Source organism: Methanocaldococcus sp. (genome assembly GCF_024490875.1).
In the GTDB taxonomy this organism is placed as follows: Archaea; AGJL01; Methanococci; order Methanococcales; family Methanocaldococcaceae; genus Methanocaldococcus.
In genome coordinates this window covers 1-21,820 of the sequence record NZ_JACCLX010000044.1, presented here as the reverse complement: position 1 = coordinate 21,820, position 21,820 = coordinate 1, and the positions used below count along the sequence as shown (strand labels likewise).

Genomic DNA, 21,820 nt, shown 5'->3' with positions numbered 1-21,820 from the left:
TTATTTATCTCGCTAAAAATTTTTATTTTTTAATTTAGAGGAGTTTAATTTGAGATTATTGAATTTTAAAAATTTTTATCAAATTTCGAAGGGTCTTTTATTTTAATTAATTTGAATATTTAATTTTATTAAATTATTGAGATTTTTTGGAGATTTTATTACTTTATTTTTATCTTAAATTTTTCCTGATAATTAGGTTTAAATTAAAAATTTTAAGGGATTTTAAGCAAATAAATCAAAATAGAAAAATTTATATATAAGTTCGGAGGTATATAAATAACAGGGGTAATTGACCCTTCGAAATTTGATAAAAATTTTTAAAATTCAATAATCTCAAATTAAACTCCTCTAAATTAAAAAATAAAAATTTTTAGCGAGATAAATAATAACTAAATTATACAAACTTAAACTAAAATATTAGAGATAAATTAAAATATCTGATGGAATTTTATTATTAAAAAAATAATACTGGTGATTACATGCCAACAATAAATGTAAAAAAAGTTGACTTAGAAAGATTGGTAAATATGCCCTTAGAGGATGAGTTTATAGAGAGCAAGTTTCCAATGATGGGTGTGGAAGTGGAAGAAATTTTTGAAGAAGATGGAGAAAAGATAATTCAATTTTCAATAAATCCAAATAGACCAGATTATTTAAGTGTTGAAGGTTTAGCAAGAGGTTTTAGAGGTTTTATAGGAATAGAAACTGGTTTAAAGAAATACGATGTTGAAGTTTCAGATGTAAAATTATTTGTTGATAATGTTACCACAAGACCATACATAGCGGGAGCGTTAATTAAAGGGATTATTATTGATGACTATGTTTTGGAGAGTATAATTAATTTACAAGAGAAATTACACTGGGTTTTGGGAAGAGATAGAAAAAAGGTGGCTATAGGAATACACGACTTTGATAAGGTTAAGCCACCATTTTACTACAAAGAAGTTAAAGGAGATGAAATTAAATTTGTTCCTTTAAACTGTGATGAAGAAATGACTCCAAAGGAAATTTTAGAAAAACACGAAAAAGGAATTAAATATGGTCATTTAATTAAAGATGATAAATTTCCAATAATCTTAGATAGTGAAGGTAATGTTTTATCTATGCCTCCAATAATCAACGGAGAATTAACAAAAGTTACTACTGAGACAAGAAATTTATTCATCGATGTTACTGGAATTGACAAATATTTAGTTGAAAAAACTTTAAACATTATTGTAACTGCATTGGCTGAAAGAAAGTATGCAAAAATACATTCAGTTGAAGTAATTGAAAATAAAATATCTAATATTTACCCAAATTTAAAAGAAGATGCTATAATAACTACTCCTGACTATATAAATAGAGTTTTAGGAACAAATCTAACTCCTGGGGCGATAATAAATTATTTAAGGAGATGTAGGTTGGATGCTCAATTTGTAGATAATAAGTTGAAGGTTATTATTCCCCCATATAGAGTTGATGTATTTGGTGAAATAGACATTGCCGAAGAAGTATCTATAGGTTATGGATACGATAAGTTCTTTGGAGAATATCCAAGTATTGCAACAATCGGAGAACTCGACAAATTAGAAAAGAAATGTGACTTTATAAGAGAAATAATGATTGGTTTTGGATTTTATGAAGTTATAAACTTAATGCTATCAAATGATGAAATTTTATTTAAAAAGATGAGAATTGAAGATGACAACTATATAGAAGTTTTAAAACCAGCATCAATTGAACATAGAATTGTTAGAAAGAGTCTTCTACCATTACTAATGGAAACTTTGAGAATTAATAAACATAAAGAGTTGCCTCATAAACTATTTGAAATTGGTGACTGTGTTGTTATTGATGAAAGTATGGAGACAAAATCAAGGGTTGTGAAAAAGATAGGTGGAGTTATTTTAGACAGTGAAACAAACTTCAATGAAATAAAGAGTTATGTAGAGGGTTTATTGAGAGAACTAAAAATTGAATATGAACTTGAAAATTATGATCATCCATCATTTATTAAAGGAAGATGTGCTAAAATTTTGAAAGATGGGAAGATGATTGGCTATTTTGGAGAAATTCATCCAGAGGTTATAGTTAACTTTGAATTAGAGCATCCAGTCGTTGGATTTGAGTTAGAAATTGAATAAAATAATAATTAATGTGAAAATATGGAAAATATGCTTAAAAAACTGCTATATAAAATTGAAAAGTTAAGAAATGGAGAATTAGAAGATTTTAAAATTTTAAAAAAACATATTCAAAGTTTAGATGAATTCCAATATAAAAATATAATTGATAGATTGAAGTTTCAAATTGAAATTGTTGAAAAATATAAGCCAAAAGTTCGGCCAGCAATAGATCCAATAGTTTCAACAGAACTTGGAATTTATAGGAGATTGGATGACTATGAGATAGGAAAACTTTTAGAATATCCAGAATGTTGCATAAAATCTTTCGTTGAAAATGTTAGAATATCTATTGATAATGAGCATTTAAAAGAGGTTGATGAAATAAGAGATGATTTAAAAAATAAAGGAGTTTATGCCATTGTATTACCATCTGGCTTTATTCCTTGTAGTTTAAAATGTAAGGAGGCTATAAAAAGAGGATACATAGGATATTTAAATAAAGAGGAGTTTGATAATATATTAAAACTTGAAGAGGAATTAAAGAAAAAAATCGTCCATTGGCATTTTGGATATAGTGAATTCTATGAAAAAATTATTCTTTAAATAATATTTTTATTCTTTGGTGATATTTTATGATTATAATTATTGCAGGAATTGGTAGAATTGGTTATACTTTGGCAAAGTCATTGTGCGATAAGGGGCATGATATTGTTTTAATTGATAGTAATAAAGAGATATGTAACAAAGTTTCTGCTGAAATTGATGCCTTAGTTATACATGGAGATTGCACGAAAACAAAGACATTAGAAGAGGCAGGAATTGAAGATGCTGACATATATATAGCGGTGACTGGTAAAGAGGAAGTTAATTTAATGAGTTCTTTACTTGCAAAGAGTTATGGAGTTGATAAAACAATTGCAAGAATTTCTGAAATAGAGTATAAAGATGTTTTTGAAAGGTTAGGGGTTGATGTAGTTGTTTCTCCAGAATTAATAGCCGCCAATTATATAGAAAAATTAATTGATAGACCGGGAATATTAGATTTAACTATTATAGGAAGAGGAGAGGCAGAGATTTTAGAATTTATAATTCCCGAAAAGTCAAAGGTGGCTTACAAAAAAATAAAAGAACTTGGTAGGCCACAAAATTATTTAATTATTGCTATTTATGACAAAGATGAATTAAAAATACCTAGTGGAGATATTGAATTAAAACCAGGAGATAGAGTTTTAGTTTTAGTAAAAAAAGATGCGGTAGATATTATAAGAAAGATGTTTTTAGAATAATTATTATAAAAGGTGAAAATTTGAAAGTTAAAGTAAAAGCTCCTTGTACATCTGCTAATTTAGGAGTAGGATTTGATGTATTTGGTTTATGCTTAAAAGAACCTTATGATATTGTTGAAGTTGAAGAATTAGATGAGAAAGAGATTGTTATAAAAGTAGATGATAAAAATATTCCCACGAATCCTGATGAGAATGTTGCTGGAATAGTTGCTAAAAAGATGTTAAATGACTTTAATATTGAGAAAGGAGTTAAAATTAAAATAAAAAAAGGAGTTAAAGCTGGTAGTGGTCTTGGTAGTTCTGCCGCATCATCTGCTGGAACAGCCTATGCAATAAATAAACTGTTTAATCTAAACCTAAATAAATTAAAATTGGTGGATTATGCTTCCTATGGAGAGTTAGCATCTTCAAATGCAAAGCATGCTGATAATGTTGCCCCAGCAATATATGGAGATTTTACTATGGTAACTAACTATGAACCATTAGAAGTTTTACATATACCAATTAATTTTAAACTTGATATTTTAATAGCCATTCCAGATATATCCATAAATACAAAAGAAGCAAGGGAGATTTTACCAAAAAGTGTAAATTTAAAAGATTTAGTAAATAATGTAGGAAAAGCCTGTGGAATGGTTTATGCTTTATATAATAAAGATAAATTTTTATTTGGAAAATATATGATGTCTGACAAAATTATAGAGCCAGTTAGAGGAAAACTCATCCCTAATTACTTTAAAGTTAAAGAAGAAGTTAAAGGTAAAGTTTATGGAATTACAATAAGTGGTTCTGGACCTTCAATAATTGTATTTCCAAAAGAAGAGTTTATTGATGATGTAGAAGAAATTTTAAGAGATTATTATAAAAATACCATAAGAACTGAAGTTGGTAAAGGTGTTGAATTAATTTAATATATTTAAAAATGTGAGTGTCAATGGCCGCTATTACTTACAAAATAAAAAATAAAGAGATTGTAATAGATTCTGGGCTTCTTTATGTATTTACACTTTTTACAAATTTATTTGCTTTAAATTTTCTATTTAACAATATAAATAAAGAGTTATTCAATTTATTAATTATGTTACTTATTGTTAATTCCTTTTTTAATTCAATTTTTATAAAATTTTATTTTGATGCTTTATTTACAAAATCAAAAAACTTAATTTTACTCTCAATTTTCTTCTTTTTTATTAGTGTCTTTATGTCTCCTTTGTTTGTATTGTTTTTAAATCCAATTAATAATGTTAATGAAATATTATTTTTATTTATACTGTCTTTATATTTAAATGTTATATCTCCATTTTGGACTATTAAAAAATGTATTTTAATATTTTTCATAAGTCTTTTAATTCTATTTTTTATATTTATTTTTAAATTAAATTCGTTAATATATATTTCATTTTTTGTAATATGCTTTGTTATTTTATTTATAAGAGAAATATATCAATTTAAATTCGAAAAGAAGTTTAATATTTGTACTTTTTATTTATTAGAAACTTTAATATTGGCTATTGATAATTTTATACTAAATATTTTACTATTTGACCCTTTAATAAGTTATAACACTAATATATATTATTTATTGATTTTGCAAGTTTCTTTTTTTTATTTATTTAAATTATATGTTGATATAGAAAAATATACAGTAAATATCCTTGAAGGGCATTATGAAATAATTAAAAATAATATTAAAATGATACTAAAAATATTTTTTAAATATTTAACATATGATATAATTACTTTATTAGTAGTTGGAATTATATTTTTAATTTTAAATCAAAATGATATATTTTGGGTAATTTACTTTTTGAGTATGGCATTATTTATATATATTATAAAAATTAATGAATTTTTTAATAAAATCGATAACATAAAATATTTAGGGATATTATTATTTTTCTATTTATTGAATTTACTAAGTTTAATAATAATTACTACATTAATTTTTTCAATTTTAATTTATTATAAATATAAAAATATTACATACGATGAGTTAATAAGAAGTCTGTTTTATTACTATCTTAAATACCTTTTTAAATGGGGATTGTAATGAAAAAAGTTACAATTATAGCGGAAGGATCTTATCCTCAAAAATTAGGTGGAGTATCTGTTTGGACACATAATTTGGTTTCAAATTTATTAGATTTTGAATTTAATTGCATCAGTTTGACATATAAAGAAAAAATTATCAAATATAAATCAAAAAATTTAAAAGAAATATTTTGGATAGATATTAGTAGACCAGAAAATAATAATTTTGTTAATCATAAAGTGACAAAAATATTAACATATAAAATGCTTAATGGAAAAAAATTAAATATAAAAGATTTAAAAAATTTAAATAGATTTTGCATTTTTTCTCCAGAATATTTTAATGTTTTAGTAAATATTTATAAGAAAGATATGTTAAATGTGCCTTTTAATCATTACTTTTGGGCTATTTCAAATTATTTTATTATCCTTACTCATATCGCAAAAAAGATGAATATAATATTAGATAAACTATTCAGAAATACAGATCTATTATTTTCGTTAAATGTAGGTTTTTGTGGGCTATTAGGGTGCTCTTTAAAATATAAGTTAAATAAACCTTTAATAGTAAGTGAGCATGGAATAATATTAAAAGAGATTACATACATATTAAAAAATAGTGAAATTAATAAAGAAGTTCATAAATATATTAAAAATATTTATAAAGCTATGATGCTTACTACATACGAACATTGTAATCTTCTAACACCTATTTCTGATTATCATAAAGAACACGCTATTAAAAATGGTTGTAATCCAAATAAAATAAAAGTAATATATACTGGAATTGATACAAAAAAATTTGTGCCGCCTAAGAGAAAAGATTATTCAAAAATTATTGTAGGAAATGTATCTAGAATAGATCCAATAAAAGGTATTAAAGAATATGTCGAGATTGCAAATTACATAACTAAAAGATTAAAAAACATTGAATTTTGGCATGTAGGACCAATAGAAAGTGAAGAATATGCCAAAGAAGTTTTTAATTTAAACAAAAAATATGGATATCCTGTTAAATTTTTAGGAATATCAAATGAGCCCTTAAAATTTTACCAAAAGATTCACTTATATTTAAGTACAAGTTTATCCGAAGGTTTACCTTTATCTATTCTTGAAGCACAGTCATGTGGCGTTCCAGCAATCTGTTCTAATGTAGGAGCATGTAAATATATTTGCTATATTTATTATAACAAAGAAAAGGATATAGAAAAAGGTCTTGAAAATTTATTACACATATTTAAAAGATTTACACCAGAAAAAATTAAAATAGTTTCTAAGAAAGTCAGAAAAATTGTCGTTGAAAAGTTTGATTTAACAAAAATGGTAGAAGAATATAGAAAAGTGTTTATAAAATTATCTTAATATATTTATTTCCCCTTGTAAATGCCGTTATAAACACTACTAACATCTTTACATTCCAAAAAAACTATTTGTGCAATTCTTGCAAACTTATGAATAGTTATTGGGTTGAAAACTTGCAATAAATATTCTGGCTTTCCCTCATAACCAGGGTCATGGACTGCTGAGTATATAGTTGCTCCCATCCTCAATAAAGAACTTCTTGGAAATGTAAATCCCGCCACATTATTGGGGATTTTTATATAATCAGCTATTTTCACAATATAAACTCCACTCTCTAATTTTATAAATTCATCTTTTTCAGAGTTGAATATCTCAATATATTTTGGTAATTTTCTTTTTTCGTTTGAGAAGTCAATAACGCCTTCTCCATCTATTTTAAATATTTTCCAAACCTTTAAATCAATCCCACACTGTTGTATTTGCTCATCTTTTAAATCTTTAAAAAAATTTTTTGATGTATTAGGACCAATAATCATTAATTTCACCAATTTAATTTTTTAAAAATCAACTCATCCTTTTTATATACGAAAGTATTACTTTCTATATCTCTATCAATTAAACAACTTGCTCCAATCCAGCAATTGCTTCCAACTTTAACTCCTGGCATAAAAGAGACTTGAATTCCTGTCTTAACATTATCTCCCATTATTATTCCCAATTTTCTTACACTCTCAACCCTTTTACCTTTTATATTTACTTTAACTGGTTTATCATCAAATCTCAAATTTGCAGTGATTGTATTGCATCCAAAATTACAATTTTCTCCTATAATACTATCTCCAACATAAGAGAGATGCGGAATTTTTGTATTTTTCATTATTATGCTTGCCTTAACTTCGGAGGAATTTCCAACAAAAGTATTTTCCATTAAAACTGTGTATGGTCTTATATATGCCAACGGCCCAATTATAGAACCTTTTTTAATAATTGCTGGACCTTCAATAACTGAATTTGCTTTTATAATAGCATTTTCTTCAATTATTACATTTCCTTTAATGACGACATTTTCTTCAACTTTTCCTTTTATATCTCTATTTATTTTATTTAAAAGATATTTATTTGCTTCTAAAACATCCCATGGCCTTCCAACATCGTTCCAATATCCCTCTAATTTAATACCTTTAACATTTTCTTCTTTAATAAGTTGTTTTATAGCATCTGTAATTTCTCTCTCCCCTCTTTCAGAAATTTTTGTTTTTTCAATTAAATCAAAAATCTTTTTATCAAATTTATATATTCCAGCGTTAATTAAATTTGAATTAGGATTTTTTGGTTTTTCCTGTATTTCTACAATATTATTTTCTTCATCTAAGACAACAACTCCAAAATTTTCAGGATTTTTTGTTTCTTTAACAGCAATGGCATATTTATATTTTAAAAATCTCCTTAAATCATCTTCAAATATTATATCTCCATTTATTACTAAAAACTCATCGCTCACATAATCCTTGGCAGTTAAAACTGCTTCTCCTGTCCCTTCTATCTCTCCTTGCTCTAAAAACTTAACTTTTGGATAATCTTTAAAGTAATCAATAATTTTTTCTTTTTTATATTTAACAACTATGTAAATGTTATCTACTAAATCCTCAACTTTCTCAATTATGTGTTGTAAAATTGGCTTACCAGCTATTGGAATCATAGGTTTTGGCCTATTTTCAGTTAGGGGTTTTAATCTTTCTCCTTTCCCTGCACATAATATTATAGCGTCCATTTACATCACCAAAAAAAATAATTTATGTTAATGAAAGCCCATTTTTAACTAATTTTATTCCTTTTTCTAATAAATTTTTAGATACACTCATATTTTTCGCTTCAACTCTAATTCTAATATATGGCTCAGTTCCAGAAGGTCTTATTAAAATCCAACCATTTGGCAAGTTAAACCTTGCTCCATCAACAGTTTCTGGGGGAGTTTTAAAAATTTTTTCTCCATTTTCAATAACATAATTCATTACTTTTTCTTTTTTTTCATCTTCACAGTAAATTTTTTCTCTCAAATTTATATATGAAGGAATTTCATCCAAAATTTCGTATAATTTCTTATTGTAATATTCTAACATCTCTAATATTCTTAACCCGCTTAAAATTCCATCAGGAGTTAAATGTATATCCCCATGAATCCAAGTTCCAGAAGGTTCTCCACCAAAGATAGATGAAGATTTAATCATTTCTTGAGCAACATAAACATCTCCTACTTTAGTTCTTTTTACTTCAACATCTAAATCCTTTAAATACTCATCAATGACCATTGAAGCATCTACCGTAGTAACGATAGTTTTAGTTCCAGTTTTTTCAACTATATATCTTGAAAATGCCGCTAATAATTTATCAAAATCTGCCAATCTTCCTTTTTCGTCTATTGCTACCATTCTATCTGCATCCCCATCGTGTGCAATTCCAATATAACTATTTCCATCAGAATTTAATCCTTTAATCATATCCATAGTTTTTTTAAGGTTTTTTTCATTAGGTTCTGGTAATCTACCAATAAATCTTCCATCCATATGGCTATTAACTGATATTACATGACAACCAATGTCTGTAAATAGATAAGGAGATACTAAACAGGCAGAGCCATTGGCACAATCAACAATTACATTAAATTTTTTATTTACTTCAATCTTTTCTAAGATGTAGTCCATATAATTTTTTATACCTCTGTTATCTTTCCATATTTCTCCCACTTCATCCCAATTTACCTCGTTAAAATCTTTTTTGAATATAATTTCTTCAATTTCATCTTCTTCTTTTTTATTAAATGCTAAACCATTTTTATTAAAAAGCTTTATTCCATTGTATTCTGGTGGATTATGTGAGGCAGTTATCATAACTCCAACATCATAATTTCTCGCATTAAAACCTAATACAGGAGTAGGAACTACTCCAATAGATGTTATCTCCCCTCCTCCTCTTAAAACACCAGCAGATAGTGCAGTTTCAATCAACTTTCCAGTAGTTCGTGTATCTCTCCCAATAACAACATTTTTATACTTCTTAGCTATTGCCAATCCCACTTTATATGCAATTTTTGGGGATAAATTTTTCATCCTTATTCCAGAAGTTCCAAACAATTTACCCATTTTACCACCATTTTTAGATTATCTTAATTATTAAAGATTTTAAAGGTAAAAATTTTTAATAGTTGAAATATATTATTGATAATAATGTTTATATTATAACAAGGTATAAATGTATGAGTTAATTAAGTGTAAAGAATTAATATTTGGTAGGTGTAACATTATGATACTCTTAGTAAGTCCAATCGATGTTGAAGAGGCAAAAGAGGCTATTGCAGGAGGAGCAGATATAATAGATGTGAAAAACCCAAAAGAGGGTTCATTAGGTGCTAATTTCCCTTGGATGATTAAAGCAATAAGGGAAATTACTCCAAAAGATCTATTAGTTAGTGCTACACTTGGAGATGTTCCTTATAAACCTGGAACTATTTCATTAGCTGCAACAGGAGCGGCAATTAGTGGAGCAGACTATATAAAAGTTGGATTATATGGCGTTAAAAACTACTATCAGGCAGTTAATTTAATGAAAAATGTTGTTAAAGCTGTAAAAGATATTAATGACAGTAAGATTGTAGTTGCCGCAGGTTATGCTGACGCTCATAGAGTTGGAGCAGTTGAACCATTAATTATTCCAAAGATTGCGAGAGATTCTGGATGTGACGTAGCGATGTTAGATACTGCAATAAAAGATGGAAAATCCCTTTTAGATTTCCAAACTAAGGAAATATTAGAAGAATTTGTTGATGAATGCCACGAGTATGGTTTAAAATGTGCCTTAGCAGGGTCAATAAAAAAGGAGCACATTCCAATTTTAAAAAGTATTGGAACTGATATTGTTGGAGTTAGAGGTGCTGTATGTAAAGGAGGAGATAGAAATAATGGAAGAATTGATAGAAATTTAGTAAAAGAATTAAAAGATCTTTGCAAATAAATTAAGTTAAATTTTCATACAACTCTTTAACATCCTTAGCACATTTTTTCCAAGAGAATTTTTTTGAAAATTTTTCTCCATTCTTACCTAATGTTTTTCTTAAATCCTTATCATCTATCAATTTTTGAATTTTTTCTTTTAAATCTATAATATCCTCTTTTTTAAATAACAATCCATTATATCCATCAATTACTACCTCTTTTAAACCACCAACATCTGAGGCAATTACTGGTTTAGAGCAAGCCATTGCCTCAACTGCTACAAGACCAAAACCTTCACTTCTTGAAGGAACAATTAAAAAACTACATTTTCTCATAAATGAGGCAGTTTCATTAAAACTTTTTTTACCTAATAGTTGAATATGAGTTAATTTATTATTTACAATATAATTTTCTATCTTTTTATATAATTTGCCATCTCCTATAAGTTTAAAATTAAAATCTATATCTTCAATAGCCTTTATTAAAATATCTACACCTTTTTGTGGCACAAATGCTCCAACAAATAAACCAAAGTTATCATCGCTCTCATAATATAAATGTTCTCTATTAATTCCATTGTAAATAACTACTGCCTTATCTTTAATTTTATCATTTAGTTGATTTTTTATATAATTACTTACACAGATTATTTTATCTGAATTTTTTACAGAATATTTAAAAAAATATTTTCCTATTGTAGTGTTTTTTAATATTAATGCATCACTACCATGAAGCGTTAAAATATGTGGAATGGAAAATTTGTTTCTTAACAATCCTCCCACACAACCCTGTGGAAATGCATAGTGAGAGTGAATTAAATCAATTTCTTCCTTTTTAATGACATCTTTTCCTATCTTGTAGGCGTTTATTAAATAACTCATTCCTCTAAATTTTTTGAGATAAGGAACATTATGGACAATTACATTTTTATATCTCTTCTCTTCAAACTTATCATAGGTTAATATATGAAACTCTACATCTTTTAATTGTCTAACAATATTTTCTACATGTATTGTAATACCTCCAATGTGTGGATAGTATATAGTCGGCATTAAAACCTTCATTGATATCACGGGATAGTTATGAAAGATTCGGAATTTAGAATAATTAGGAAAGCGATAATTATAGGACTGTTGTTAATGTTACTATATATTATTTTTCCATTTATAGATGTTTTAGCATATTCAGTGGCGTTTTCATATATGGTTTTACCATTGTATAATATACTAAATAGAAAATTCAACAGAACCGTATCAGCAGGTTTAGCAATTGTTATATTTATTTTACCAATTATGATAATAAGTATTTATACATTAGTTACACTTATAGATATAGCATATTCTTTTAATCCAGAAAATCTTGGAAAATATTTAAATTTTATTTTTAATAATTTACATAAAACACCATTATATAAATTTATAGAATATAAATTTATAGACGAGCAAACAATTATAAAATATATTAACGATTTTTTAAAATATTTAATTGGAGTAATTTCTAATAAAATTATAGATATAGGGTATTTATTGATAAAAGTTATTATGGTTATATTTATAACATTCTACTTTTTAAGAGATGGTATAAAAATTAAAAATTTAATTCTATCCTTTATACCAAAAGAATATAGAGTAAAAATGGAAATATATCTTGAATATTTGCATGAATCTTATAAAAATTTATTTATAAGTTGTATAACGATTTCTTTAATTATTACAATACTTTCCTATATAGGATACAAAATAATAAATGTTCCTTATTCAGAACTGTTTGCAGCAATAACAGGAATATTTGCTCTTCTACCTATATTAGGAGGATGGATGGTATATATATCAATAGCAGTATATTATTTCTTAAATCAAGATTATATAAAAGCAATTTTTCTATTTATTTATGGAGAATTATTCTTATCAATAGCGCCTGATTTTATAATAAGACCTTACATAGTTAAAAAAGAAGTAGATATTCATCCAGTTCTCGTAGTTGTTGCATTTTTAATAGCGCCACTTTCATTAGGAATTAGTGGATTTGCCATAGGTCCTTTAGTTGTTGGTGCTTTAAATGCATTTTATTTAGCAAAGTATAGAGATAGAAAAATTTAAATTTTAAAGAGGTAGAGTATGAATAAAAAAAGAGTTGTTACGGCTGGAACATTTGATATTTTACATCCTGGACATTATGAATTATTAAAATTTTGTAAGAGTTTAGGTGATGAACTTATAGTAATAATAGCAAGGGACGAAACTGTCAAAAAAATTAAAGGAAGAAAACCAATAATTCCTGAAGAGCAGAGAAGAATAATGGTTGAAGCATTAAAACCTGTTGATAAAGCAATATTAGGAAGTTTGAAAAATAAATTAGAGCCAATATTAAAATTAAAACCAGATGTAATTGTTTTAGGTCCAGATCAAACCACATTTGATGAAGAAACTCTAAGAAAAGAACTTGAAAAATATAACTTATATCCTGAAATTGTTAGATTTAAAAATTATGTTAAATGTCCATTTCACAGTTCTTTTGATATAGTTAAAGAAATTATCAGAAGATTTTGTAATAAAGAAATTAAGATTTAAATATTTACAATAATTGATAATATTACAATATATTTATTCTCTTATAAGAAAAATTGTATGCAAAAAAATAAAAAATTTTATATATTACATAATTAACATTTTTCTTTTAATAGTATATTGAGGTGATATTGTGAAAAAATCTTATCTTGTAGGAATATCAATAATATCTCTAATATTTGTGGTATCGTTATCTGGATGTGTTCAAAACCAAGAAAGTTCAGAAGTTCCCACTTTAACAGTTGCTTATTTACCAACAGATCACCATGCAGCGTTATTTGTAGCATGCTACTATCCAGATATATTTAAAAAGAATTATGGAATATATTTAAAAGAAGTAAAACCCAAAGAGGAATATGAACTATATAAAGATGACAAAAAAATAGCAAATATAAAACTTGTTGAAGTCACAACTGGCGGAGCAGACATTATGAATCTAATGTCCCAAGGTAAAGTAGATGTTGGTTTATTAGGATATCCTCCAGCAATCTTCTACATTGACAAGGGAACTAAGGCTAAAGTTATAATGAATTTACATACTGAGGGTTCAGCAGTAGTTGTTAGAAAAGATATTCCTGTAAATAATTGGAAAGAATTTATAAATTGGATAAAGGAACAACATGAAAAAGGTTATAAAGTTAAAATTGGATATCCATTGCCAACATCTATTCAATATGTCATGATTAAAGATGCTTTAAGGGCAGAGGGAATAACATACACTGAAAATCCTAATAACAAAAGTGCCATGGTTTTACTAATTAACTGTAAAGGACAGAAAACCATGCCACAAATGTTAGCACAGAAAGAATTAGATGCTGTAATTGCATGGGAGCCTATGCCTGAAATTATACAAAGTAGAGGTATTGGTAAAGTAATTATATACAGTGGGGATTTACCAAGCGCTACTGGAGGTACATGGGCAAATCATCCATGTTGTTGTGTAGTAGCATCTGAAAATGCATTAAATAACAAAAAAGAGGCAGTTATTACTTTTGCTAAACTCTTAAAAGACGCAACTGATGAAATTAACAAGAATAAAGAGTTGGCTGTAAAAGCATCAGCAAAATGGCTTGGAACAAATATCTCAATAGAGGAAGCTTCAATTAAACATATAAAATATGATTACAGATTAGAGCCAGTCATTCCAAAGGTTATAAAATTTGTAGATGCTATGAAATTACAAGGATTAATTAATGGTAGATTAAAAAATGTCTCTGATAAGGAGGCAGAAAATATAATATTCGACTTGAAAATCTATCATGAGATATTAAATAATTAATTTTACTTTCTATTTTTTTTCTTTTTTATACTTATATAAGATATAAATATTATTAAAAATGGTGAAAAAATGTCATTATTAAAATTATTAAAAGAAGATGAGGGTTTAACTCCAATGCTAAGAGAGTTTAAAAATATAATAGATAGCAATAATATAAAAAGTGTTGCATTTGTTGGTTCTGTAGGAGTTTGCCAACCATTTGCTGAATTGTTTGGATATGCAATAAGAAATAAAGAAGGATATTTTATTCCTAATGGAGATTTGGACAATGTTAAAAAACTTGTTATAAAAGATATAGGAATACAAATGGAGGATTTTAAAAGTTTAAGTAAAGTAGATGCTGTTATATTGTTTGGAGGATTGGCAATGCCTAAATACAGGGTTGATGTAAAAAAAATTAAGGGATTAATAAATAAACTATCTCCTAAATTAGTTATTGGAATATGTTTTATGAGTATCTTCCAAAAAGCAGGATGGGATAAAGAAATAAATTTTGACTACTTAATAGATGGATATATAAAAGTTTCTATTTATAAAAAATAAACAATAAGGTGAAAATTTTGACAAAAAAAGTAGGAATAGTTGATACAACATTTGCAAGAGTAGATATGGCTTCTGCGGCTATAAAAAAATTAAAAGAGTTGTCTCCAAACATTAAGATTATTAGAAGAACAGTTCCAGGAATCAAAGATTTGCCTGTTGAATGTAAAAAGTTGTTAGAAGAGGAGGGATGTGATATAGTAATGGCATTAGGTATGCCTGGAAAGGCAGAAAAAGATAAAGTTTGTGCTCATGAGGCATCATTAGGGTTAATGTTGGCTCAATTAATGACAAATAAACATATAATTGAAGTTTTTGTTCATGAAGATGAAGCGAAAGATGATAAAGAATTAGATTGGCTTGCTAAAAGAAGGGCTGAAGAACATGCTGAAAATGTTTATTATCTATTATTTAAACCAGAGTATTTAACAAAAATGGCTGGAAAAGGGTTAAGGCAAGGTTTTGAAGATGCTGGACCTGCAAGAGAATAATAAAATAAAAATACAAAATCCAGAGAAGGAATATACAACGATAGAAATTTCGGAAGTGTTTAAAATTTCGGAAGATACGATTAATTAATTCTCCAGTCAATTCCCAATAATTCAGAATATTTCTCTAAAACTCTTTTTACATATTCATTTACATTATTTTTGTCATCTTCAAATTTTTTAGACCATTCTTCATTATTATACTCTTTTGCAAGTCCTATAATTAAATCTCTAATCCTTTCACTTTCTATTTTAACAGGATATCCTAATTTTTTATTGTATTCGCAGATGTCTCTATACAACTTTAAAGAATCTTCTACAATATTCTCTATGCCTAAAAGTTCTTTAGTTAATTCATTTAATATAGGTTTTAACCATCTTCTATGGAATCTACAAATTCCTAAGTTTTCTATTGGTAGTTCTAATTTTATACTATCAACAATTAACTCTGCCAATTTTTCTGGCTCGTTAAATTCTGGTTTGTAATATGTTAAATACCTCCCTTGAATAACCATAGGTATAAAGAATCCAGGAGTCCAGTATAGATTTGGAGCAATTTCTCCCCAGTTACCAAATGGAATATAGGCGGCAAAGTCGTTGAATTTTTTTCCAACTTTATTAACTCTATCTTTATATTTTTCATTTAATATTCTTGATGCCTTTCTTTTTCCAAATGATAAAATTTTGTAGATTTCATTTTCTTCTCTAACTAAATTGTGTAAAAATTTTACAGCCTGCTCTGCATTATGCTTAGATATTTCTTTAATATCTTCCTCACAACTTTCAATAATTTTTTTATAGTCAAATATTGGTTTTTTTATCTTTAACTCCTCTTCCTTCAATAATCCTACATCTAAAAGTTCAAAAACCCATGCAATTAAATTACCTACTTCAATAGCATCAAATCCCAACTCATCTACAGTTTTTGTAACTTTATCAGTCTCATATAAATCAAAGATCCCTAATAATGTTCCATTTGCTGCATATGGTTCATAATCAACCTTATTTCTGTTTCTATATTTTTTACATAGAACTGGGCAGGGTTCTCCACAGTTAGTCCATTTTTTTGTCTCTATACTTTCTTTGTTGAAAGGTTCAAGATAGTATTTTAATATTTTTTCCAAAATTTTTTTTCTGTCCTCTTTACTAATATATGGCATTCTCCAATTGAATATTGGAACTTTTTCTTTATATAAAAGCCAGTTGTTTCCAAAGGTTCCCCCAGTTTTCGTTTCATCATTATATCTATATTTTTTAGTATGTTCTAATACAACTTTACTCATTGGCTTTTTATAGTAATTTTCAATAATTTCCTTAGCCTTTTCTTTTTTTTCTTTATCTTCCTTTCCATCACCAAAGAATATAATTCCAATGATGTTGTGTGCTCTATATAAAACAGAGCCTCCCCCTCCTCTTGCAGCCCAGTCTTCTGAACCTTCAACAAATTTACTATTTCTAACAGTTTGAGAAAATAAACCTCCCATATTTGTTCTTTTTGCTGCTTCTCCAACAACTACACTCCTCATATTCTTATCTTTATAAAGATCTAATGCATATTCACTAACTTCATAAACTGTCTTTAAATCCTCCTTAACTTCAATAAAATCAATCTTTAATTGTCCTTCATTTTCTATAACTAAAAATGATGGCTTTTCACATCTTCCTATAATACCTACATTGTTTAATCCAGTATTTTTAAACTGGTATCCCGCTCCACCCATTGATGAAAAATAGAACCCATCCCAGAGTGGAGATCTAAAAGAAAATATTAATCTATGCCCACCAATTATTGGCAATCCTCCAATTCCAAAACAAAAGACATTTTTTTCATCATAGACATCATACTTCCATGTCTCAAATTTATTGTGCCAATATAACCCCCACTCTATTGGTAGAATATTTTTCTCTATAATCTCAAACTTTTTTGTTGTTGCATTTATTAGAGCATTTTTCATAATTCTCATGCCTCGCATTTTTGTAATTTTTCATAAATTATTTTTGTAAATAGTATTAATTTATAAATTTTGTTAATTGAAAATGATAAACATAATATTTAAATATGAAACCAAAATACATTTACTTTTAGAAACCTAATTAAAAAAGGTGAAAATCTATGATAAAAAAATTAATACCAATAGGAATATTCCTAATTATTGGAACAGTTCTATGCGGATGTACAGAACAAAATAGTAATCAAAATACTACTCAGGAAAAAATGGTTTTAAAAATATTCCACGCTGGAAGTTTGTCAGTTCCTTTTGAAGAATATGCAAATATGTTCGAAAAAGAACATCCTAATGTAGTTATAGAAAGAGAACCTGCTGGTAGTGTTGCATGTGTAAGAAAAATAATAGATTTAGAAGAAAAGGCAGATGTTTTAGCTGTGGCTGATTATTCATTAATACCCCAAATGTTGATGCCAAAATATTCTAATTGGTATATTATGTTTGCAAGAAATGAGATAGTTTTAGCATACACTGATAAAAGTAAATACAGTAATGAGATAAATTCAACTAATTGGTATAAAATTTTAGAAAAGCCAGATGTTAAATTTGGATTCTCAAATCCTAACGATGATCCATGTGGTTATAGAAGTCAGATAGTTTTAATGTTAGCCTCAATTTATTACAAGAATCCAAAGATTTATGAGTATTTAATTCTAAAAAACACTAATATTAAATTTAAGGAAGAGAATGGAACATACATAATATTAGTTCCTCCAAATATTGAATATAATACTAACAGGATATTAATTAGAAGTAAAGAAACAGATTTATTATCTCCCTTAGAAGTAGGTGCTTGTGATTATATATTTATATACAAAAGTGTTGCAAATCAACACCACTTAAAATATATTGAACTTCCAAAAGAAATAAATCTTGGATACTATGAATATAAAGATATCTACAAAAAGGTTGATGTTAAACTTTTAAGTGAAAACAAAACTATTGTAGGAAAACCAATAGTTTATGGTATAACAGTTCCAACAAACGCTCCACATAAAGAAATGGGTATAGAGTTTGTTAAGTTTATCTTAGAACATCCAGAAGTCTTAGAAAAGAATGGACAGCCAGCAATAACACCAGCAATTGCTAAGGGTAATGTTCCAGAGGAATTGAAAGGTTTAGTTAAAATAGAAAATTAGATAATACTTTCTAAAAATTCTATATCTTTAATAATTGCATCTATTTTTTCTTCTTTTGTTAGTTGATTTTTTCCTAACCTTCTATCATCAATTTCTAAGTTAAACATTCCTTTATAACCATAATCTACAAGTTGCTTTATATATGGAGTAAAGTCAATTTCAGATTTTATTAAAGGATAATGATCTTTTCTATTTACTACTCCTGAAATATGAGTATGGACAATATAATCAAAAACTCTCTCAAAAAATTCTTCAATGTATTCTTTAGCGTGTGCAAAATCTAAGGTCATATATAATAAATTATCATATTTTTTTAAAATCCACTCAACTTCTTCTGGATTCCATCCAATTCTATTAATTCTTTTGGGCATATTTTCTAAACATAATATTATGTTTTTATCAATTGCCACTTCTAATGATTTATCTAAATATTTAAAAAATGCTTCAAATTCTTCATCTGTTGGAGGTCTGTTAGTTGGTCTCTTTCCGGGGTGGAGTGTTATTAACTTACACTTATAAAATTTAGCCAATTCAATACTCCAAAGCGTCTCTTTTATAACTGCCTCTCTAACGTAGGGATTTAAAGAGGATGGATTTAATTCAATGTGTGGATTATGTAATGCCACATCAAACTTAAGAAACTCTCTTCTAAGTTCAGTTATATAATCTAAATCAAATCTATTGTCCCAAAAATCAGGATTTTCTGGAAAAAATTCCATACATTTTACTCCAATTTCTTTAAATATGTCGAAGATCTCAACCATAGGATATTCCCAAAAAAATAAAGTTGAGACACCAATTTTCATATTGCCCACCTAAAAATTTTTAATTATAATAATACAATAATGTAGATAAATGTATAATAATGTATGGTTGAGAATATGGATAAGATGAAAGATAAAGTATTTGGTTGCGTTTTTGGGGCTGTTATTGGAGATGCCTTAGGAATGGCTACTGAAGGATTAAAAAAAGAGGAGATAAAAAAGATTTATGGAATTGTAGATGATTATGTTGAGCCAAAAAATTATTTAGCAGGAAAATGTGAAAAAGGAGAATGGACTGATGATACAGAGCAGGCAATTTTTATTATCAAAAGTTTAAATAAAAATGGTGTTGATATAAAAAAATTTGCAGAATATTTAATAGAATGGGGCAATAAAAATCCTCCTCACATTGGATTAACATCTTTAAAGGCAATTGAAAAATTAAAAAATAACGATTTTTCTGGAATAGATAGTTCAACATGTGGAGCGGCAATGAGAGTATATCCAATCGCTATTTTATATTATGACAATTTAGAGAAATTAAAAAAAGAGGTTATAAAGGTTTCAAAGATAACCCACAATAATAAGGAGGCAATTGCTGGCTCTTTGGCAATTGCGTTTTTTGTAAGTAATGCACTAAAAGATAAAAAAGATTTTAATTTGTTGGATGAATGCTATAATTTTATAAAAGACATTGACGAAGATTTTGCTAAAAGAGTATTAAAGATTAAAAAATTTAATGATATTGATTCACTTTATAACTACTTTGGAACTGGTGTTTTAACGAGAGAAGTAGTTCCCTCAGCTATAGGGACATATCTACTGACAGATAATTTTAAAGAGGGAATGATTAAATGCATAAATGCTGGAGGAGATACTGACAGTTTAGCCTCTATGTATGGAGCAATATCTGGAGCATACTTTGGTTTTAAAAATATCCCAAAAAAATGGATAGATAATTTAAAAAATAAAGAATATATCTATAATTTGGCTGAATATTTATATAATCTTAAATTTGGTTAAAATTTATTTTGTTCTAATTCTTCAATTTTGTCTTTATAGTATAAAGAATAAGCTCTCTTTGAAAAAAGAGACATAAAGAATCCTACAAATCCTGTAACTACATAAGAAATTAAATTAACTATAAGCATTGGCATCGATAAAGTAGATGTTAAATTATATGGTAAAAACATATACTTTATAAAGGCAAAAAATGAATAAATCACCATATCTATTATTAAAATTATTATTGTAATAAAAATTATCAAAATAATATACTTTATTGACATTAATTTAAATATCTTTTTAAACTCAAAAAATCCTAAAAAGCCCTTAACTGAGTAATTAACCTCTGCGAGGGGGGTGTAGAATACATAAACAATAAACAGTGGAATACCTATACCTATAACTAATGAAGCAAACAATAGAATTAATCCATTTCCTATATTGTGATTAATTACATAATATGCCCCAATTATTAGAAGTATAATCAACGGTACTAAGAATATAACCAATAATATAAAAATTCCAACAGCATATAGAAATCCTTTTATTAATAAATCAGTAATATTACTCCACTCTGGCAAAGTATTAGAACCCTCAACGGTTGTTTTCATAACTCTAACATAATAACCATTTACTAAAAATCCTATTATTAAACTTATTAAAAATATTATTAAAGATATTCCCAAAAACATAGTTAATTTTTTTTCAAAATTATAATAACTCATAGACATAGGATTTATTAATAGTACAAATACTACAAAAATAAAAGCGCCTAAAACCCCGGAAATAGCATATAAAAATCCCCCAACCAACCCTTTTTTTATATCAGAAAAAGCATATTTAAATGCTTCGGATATATATTCATCTATCTTTCTCATTATAATCCCCCAAAATTTTAAAATAAGTTATAATTTAAATAATAATTTTTAAATATTTAATATATATTATTTACTATTCTTACTGTTAATCAATATATTTAAGTATATAGATAAAAACTCATATAAAAATTATGTGTGGGAGGGGTATATTTTTCTGTAAATTGTGTTAAATCATTCTAAAAAGGCGCTGGTTATCAGCGATGGGGTGGGGGAGCCCATCACTATCCCACCAGCGCCGAACATAATAATTAACATTTTTAATATATAAAGTTTTCTATCAAAAATACTGAGATTGTCAAGATAAGGATAAGAGGTAGTTATAGATGGAGGCGAAAGAATTAAGCCAGGAGATAATGGTAATAAATTTGGAATTATTAGGGAATCTATTATAGAAGGACTTAGTTTTTCGTTTAAGGAGGGAGAAGAAGCTTTCTACAC

21 protein-coding genes and 1 pseudogene are annotated in these 21,820 nt (G+C 26.9%); 13 read left to right on the top strand and 9 right to left on the bottom strand.

The features are described from left to right. The first annotated feature begins 479 nt into the window (after positions 1 to 479). The 4 genes from pheT to HZY31_RS08050 are packed head-to-tail and all read left to right on the top strand — an operon-like array spanning position 480 to position 4,305. Positions 480 to 2,126 carry a phenylalanine--tRNA ligase subunit beta gene (gene pheT, locus HZY31_RS08065; RefSeq protein WP_297318895.1) on the top strand — a complete coding sequence of 549 codons (1,647 nt, stop codon included), beginning with the start codon at positions 480 to 482 and terminating at the stop codon, positions 2,124 to 2,126. A 30-nt stretch (positions 2,127 to 2,156) separates the two neighbouring features. After that, positions 2,157 to 2,711: a DUF483 domain-containing protein gene (locus HZY31_RS08060; RefSeq protein WP_297318896.1), complete on the top strand. Its 555-nt coding sequence runs from the start codon at positions 2,157 to 2,159 to the stop codon at positions 2,709 to 2,711. 29 nt (positions 2,712 to 2,740) lie between these two features. After that, a complete protein-coding gene (locus HZY31_RS08055) occupies positions 2,741 to 3,394 on the top strand; it encodes an NAD-binding protein (protein ID WP_297318894.1) in 654 nt (217 codons plus the stop codon). Positions 3,395 to 3,414: 20 nt separating this feature from the next. Further along, positions 3,415 to 4,305 carry a homoserine kinase gene (locus tag HZY31_RS08050; RefSeq protein ID WP_297318893.1) on the top strand — a complete coding sequence of 297 codons (891 nt, stop codon included), beginning with the start codon at positions 3,415 to 3,417 and terminating at the stop codon, positions 4,303 to 4,305. 214 nt (positions 4,306 to 4,519) lie between these two features. Here HZY31_RS08050 and HZY31_RS08045 read toward each other — a convergent pair whose 3' ends face one another. Then, complete coding sequence (locus HZY31_RS08045) at positions 4,520 to 4,732, bottom strand: hypothetical protein (protein WP_297318892.1); 213 nt, start codon at positions 4,730 to 4,732, stop codon at positions 4,520 to 4,522. 711 nt (positions 4,733 to 5,443) lie between these two features. Between HZY31_RS08045 and pelF the strand changes: the two genes are divergently transcribed. Then, positions 5,444 to 6,787, top strand: a complete 1,344-nt coding sequence (gene pelF / locus HZY31_RS08040) for a GT4 family glycosyltransferase PelF (RefSeq protein ID WP_297318891.1) — start codon at positions 5,444 to 5,446, stop codon at positions 6,785 to 6,787. 5 nt (positions 6,788 to 6,792) lie between these two features. On the opposite strand, the gene HZY31_RS08035 is transcribed toward pelF, so the two are convergent. The 3 genes from HZY31_RS08035 to glmM are packed head-to-tail and all read right to left on the bottom strand — an operon-like array spanning position 6,793 to position 9,867. Continuing rightward, complete coding sequence (locus tag HZY31_RS08035) at positions 6,793 to 7,263, bottom strand: deoxyuridine 5'-triphosphate nucleotidohydrolase (protein WP_297318890.1); 471 nt, start codon at positions 7,261 to 7,263, stop codon at positions 6,793 to 6,795. 5 nt (positions 7,264 to 7,268) lie between these two features. Beyond that, on the bottom strand, positions 7,269 to 8,498 hold the full coding sequence (gene glmU, locus HZY31_RS08030; protein WP_297318889.1) for a bifunctional UDP-N-acetylglucosamine diphosphorylase/glucosamine-1-phosphate N-acetyltransferase GlmU: 1,230 nt from the start codon (positions 8,496 to 8,498) through the stop codon (positions 7,269 to 7,271). Positions 8,499 to 8,520: 22 nt separating this feature from the next. Next, positions 8,521 to 9,867 carry a phosphoglucosamine mutase gene (glmM, locus tag HZY31_RS08025; protein ID WP_297318888.1) on the bottom strand — a complete coding sequence of 449 codons (1,347 nt, stop codon included), beginning with the start codon at positions 9,865 to 9,867 and terminating at the stop codon, positions 8,521 to 8,523. A gap of 160 nt (positions 9,868 to 10,027) precedes the next feature. Between glmM and HZY31_RS08020 the strand changes: the two genes are divergently transcribed. Next, positions 10,028 to 10,735: a (5-formylfuran-3-yl)methyl phosphate synthase gene (locus HZY31_RS08020; RefSeq protein ID WP_297318887.1), complete on the top strand. Its 708-nt coding sequence runs from the start codon at positions 10,028 to 10,030 to the stop codon at positions 10,733 to 10,735. Position 10,736: 1 nt separating this feature from the next. Here HZY31_RS08020 and HZY31_RS08015 read toward each other — a convergent pair whose 3' ends face one another. Then, positions 10,737 to 11,780: a glycosyltransferase family 4 protein gene (locus HZY31_RS08015; RefSeq protein ID WP_297318886.1), complete on the bottom strand. Its 1,044-nt coding sequence runs from the start codon at positions 11,778 to 11,780 to the stop codon at positions 10,737 to 10,739. 18 nt (positions 11,781 to 11,798) lie between these two features. Between HZY31_RS08015 and HZY31_RS08010 the strand changes: the two genes are divergently transcribed. From HZY31_RS08010 to ribC, 5 genes are all read left to right on the top strand, one after another. After that, positions 11,799 to 12,815 (top strand): AI-2E family transporter, encoded by a 1,017-nt coding sequence (locus HZY31_RS08010; protein WP_297318885.1) that lies wholly within the window; start codon positions 11,799 to 11,801, stop codon positions 12,813 to 12,815. An 18-nt stretch (positions 12,816 to 12,833) separates the two neighbouring features. After that, positions 12,834 to 13,286, top strand: a complete 453-nt coding sequence (locus HZY31_RS08005) for an FAD synthase family protein (protein WP_297318884.1) — start codon at positions 12,834 to 12,836, stop codon at positions 13,284 to 13,286. A gap of 130 nt (positions 13,287 to 13,416) precedes the next feature. After that, entirely contained in the window at positions 13,417 to 14,562 is a 1,146-nt protein-coding gene (locus HZY31_RS08000) for an ABC transporter substrate-binding protein (protein ID WP_297318883.1), read from the top strand. Between the two features lie 69 nt (positions 14,563 to 14,631). Next, positions 14,632 to 15,105 (top strand): DUF2124 family protein, encoded by a 474-nt coding sequence (locus HZY31_RS07995; RefSeq protein WP_297318882.1) that lies wholly within the window; start codon positions 14,632 to 14,634, stop codon positions 15,103 to 15,105. A gap of 17 nt (positions 15,106 to 15,122) precedes the next feature. Next, positions 15,123 to 15,593, top strand: a complete 471-nt coding sequence (gene ribC, locus HZY31_RS07990; RefSeq protein WP_297318881.1) for a riboflavin synthase — start codon at positions 15,123 to 15,125, stop codon at positions 15,591 to 15,593. Positions 15,594 to 15,673: 80 nt separating this feature from the next. On the opposite strand, the gene HZY31_RS07985 is transcribed toward ribC, so the two are convergent. After that, on the bottom strand, positions 15,674 to 17,545 hold the full coding sequence (locus HZY31_RS07985; RefSeq protein WP_297318880.1) for an aldehyde ferredoxin oxidoreductase C-terminal domain-containing protein: 1,872 nt from the start codon (positions 17,543 to 17,545) through the stop codon (positions 15,674 to 15,676). Between the two features lie 158 nt (positions 17,546 to 17,703). Between HZY31_RS07985 and wtpA the strand changes: the two genes are divergently transcribed. Next, positions 17,704 to 18,735: a tungstate ABC transporter substrate-binding protein WtpA gene (gene wtpA, locus HZY31_RS07980; RefSeq protein ID WP_297318879.1), complete on the top strand. Its 1,032-nt coding sequence runs from the start codon at positions 17,704 to 17,706 to the stop codon at positions 18,733 to 18,735. Here wtpA and HZY31_RS07975 read toward each other — a convergent pair. Next, a complete protein-coding gene (locus tag HZY31_RS07975; RefSeq protein WP_297318878.1) occupies positions 18,732 to 19,541 on the bottom strand; it encodes a sugar phosphate isomerase/epimerase family protein in 810 nt (269 codons plus the stop codon). The two genes, wtpA and HZY31_RS07975, sit on opposite strands and share 4 nt — an antisense overlap. 75 nt (positions 19,542 to 19,616) lie before the next feature. On the opposite strand from HZY31_RS07975, the gene HZY31_RS07970 reads away from it, so the two are divergent. Next, entirely contained in the window at positions 19,617 to 20,522 is a 906-nt protein-coding gene (locus tag HZY31_RS07970; protein WP_297318877.1) for an ADP-ribosylglycohydrolase family protein, read from the top strand. Here the strand turns inward: HZY31_RS07970 and HZY31_RS07965 are convergent. Both HZY31_RS07965 and HZY31_RS07960 read right to left on the bottom strand, forming a co-directional pair. Continuing rightward, positions 20,519 to 21,382: a DUF4013 domain-containing protein gene (locus HZY31_RS07965; RefSeq protein ID WP_297318876.1), complete on the bottom strand. Its 864-nt coding sequence runs from the start codon at positions 21,380 to 21,382 to the stop codon at positions 20,519 to 20,521. The genes HZY31_RS07970 and HZY31_RS07965 overlap by 4 nt on opposite strands. 295 nt (positions 21,383 to 21,677) lie before the next feature. Then, positions 21,678 to 21,820 (bottom strand): annotated as a pseudogene (locus HZY31_RS07960) (IS6 family transposase); the annotation flags it as partial.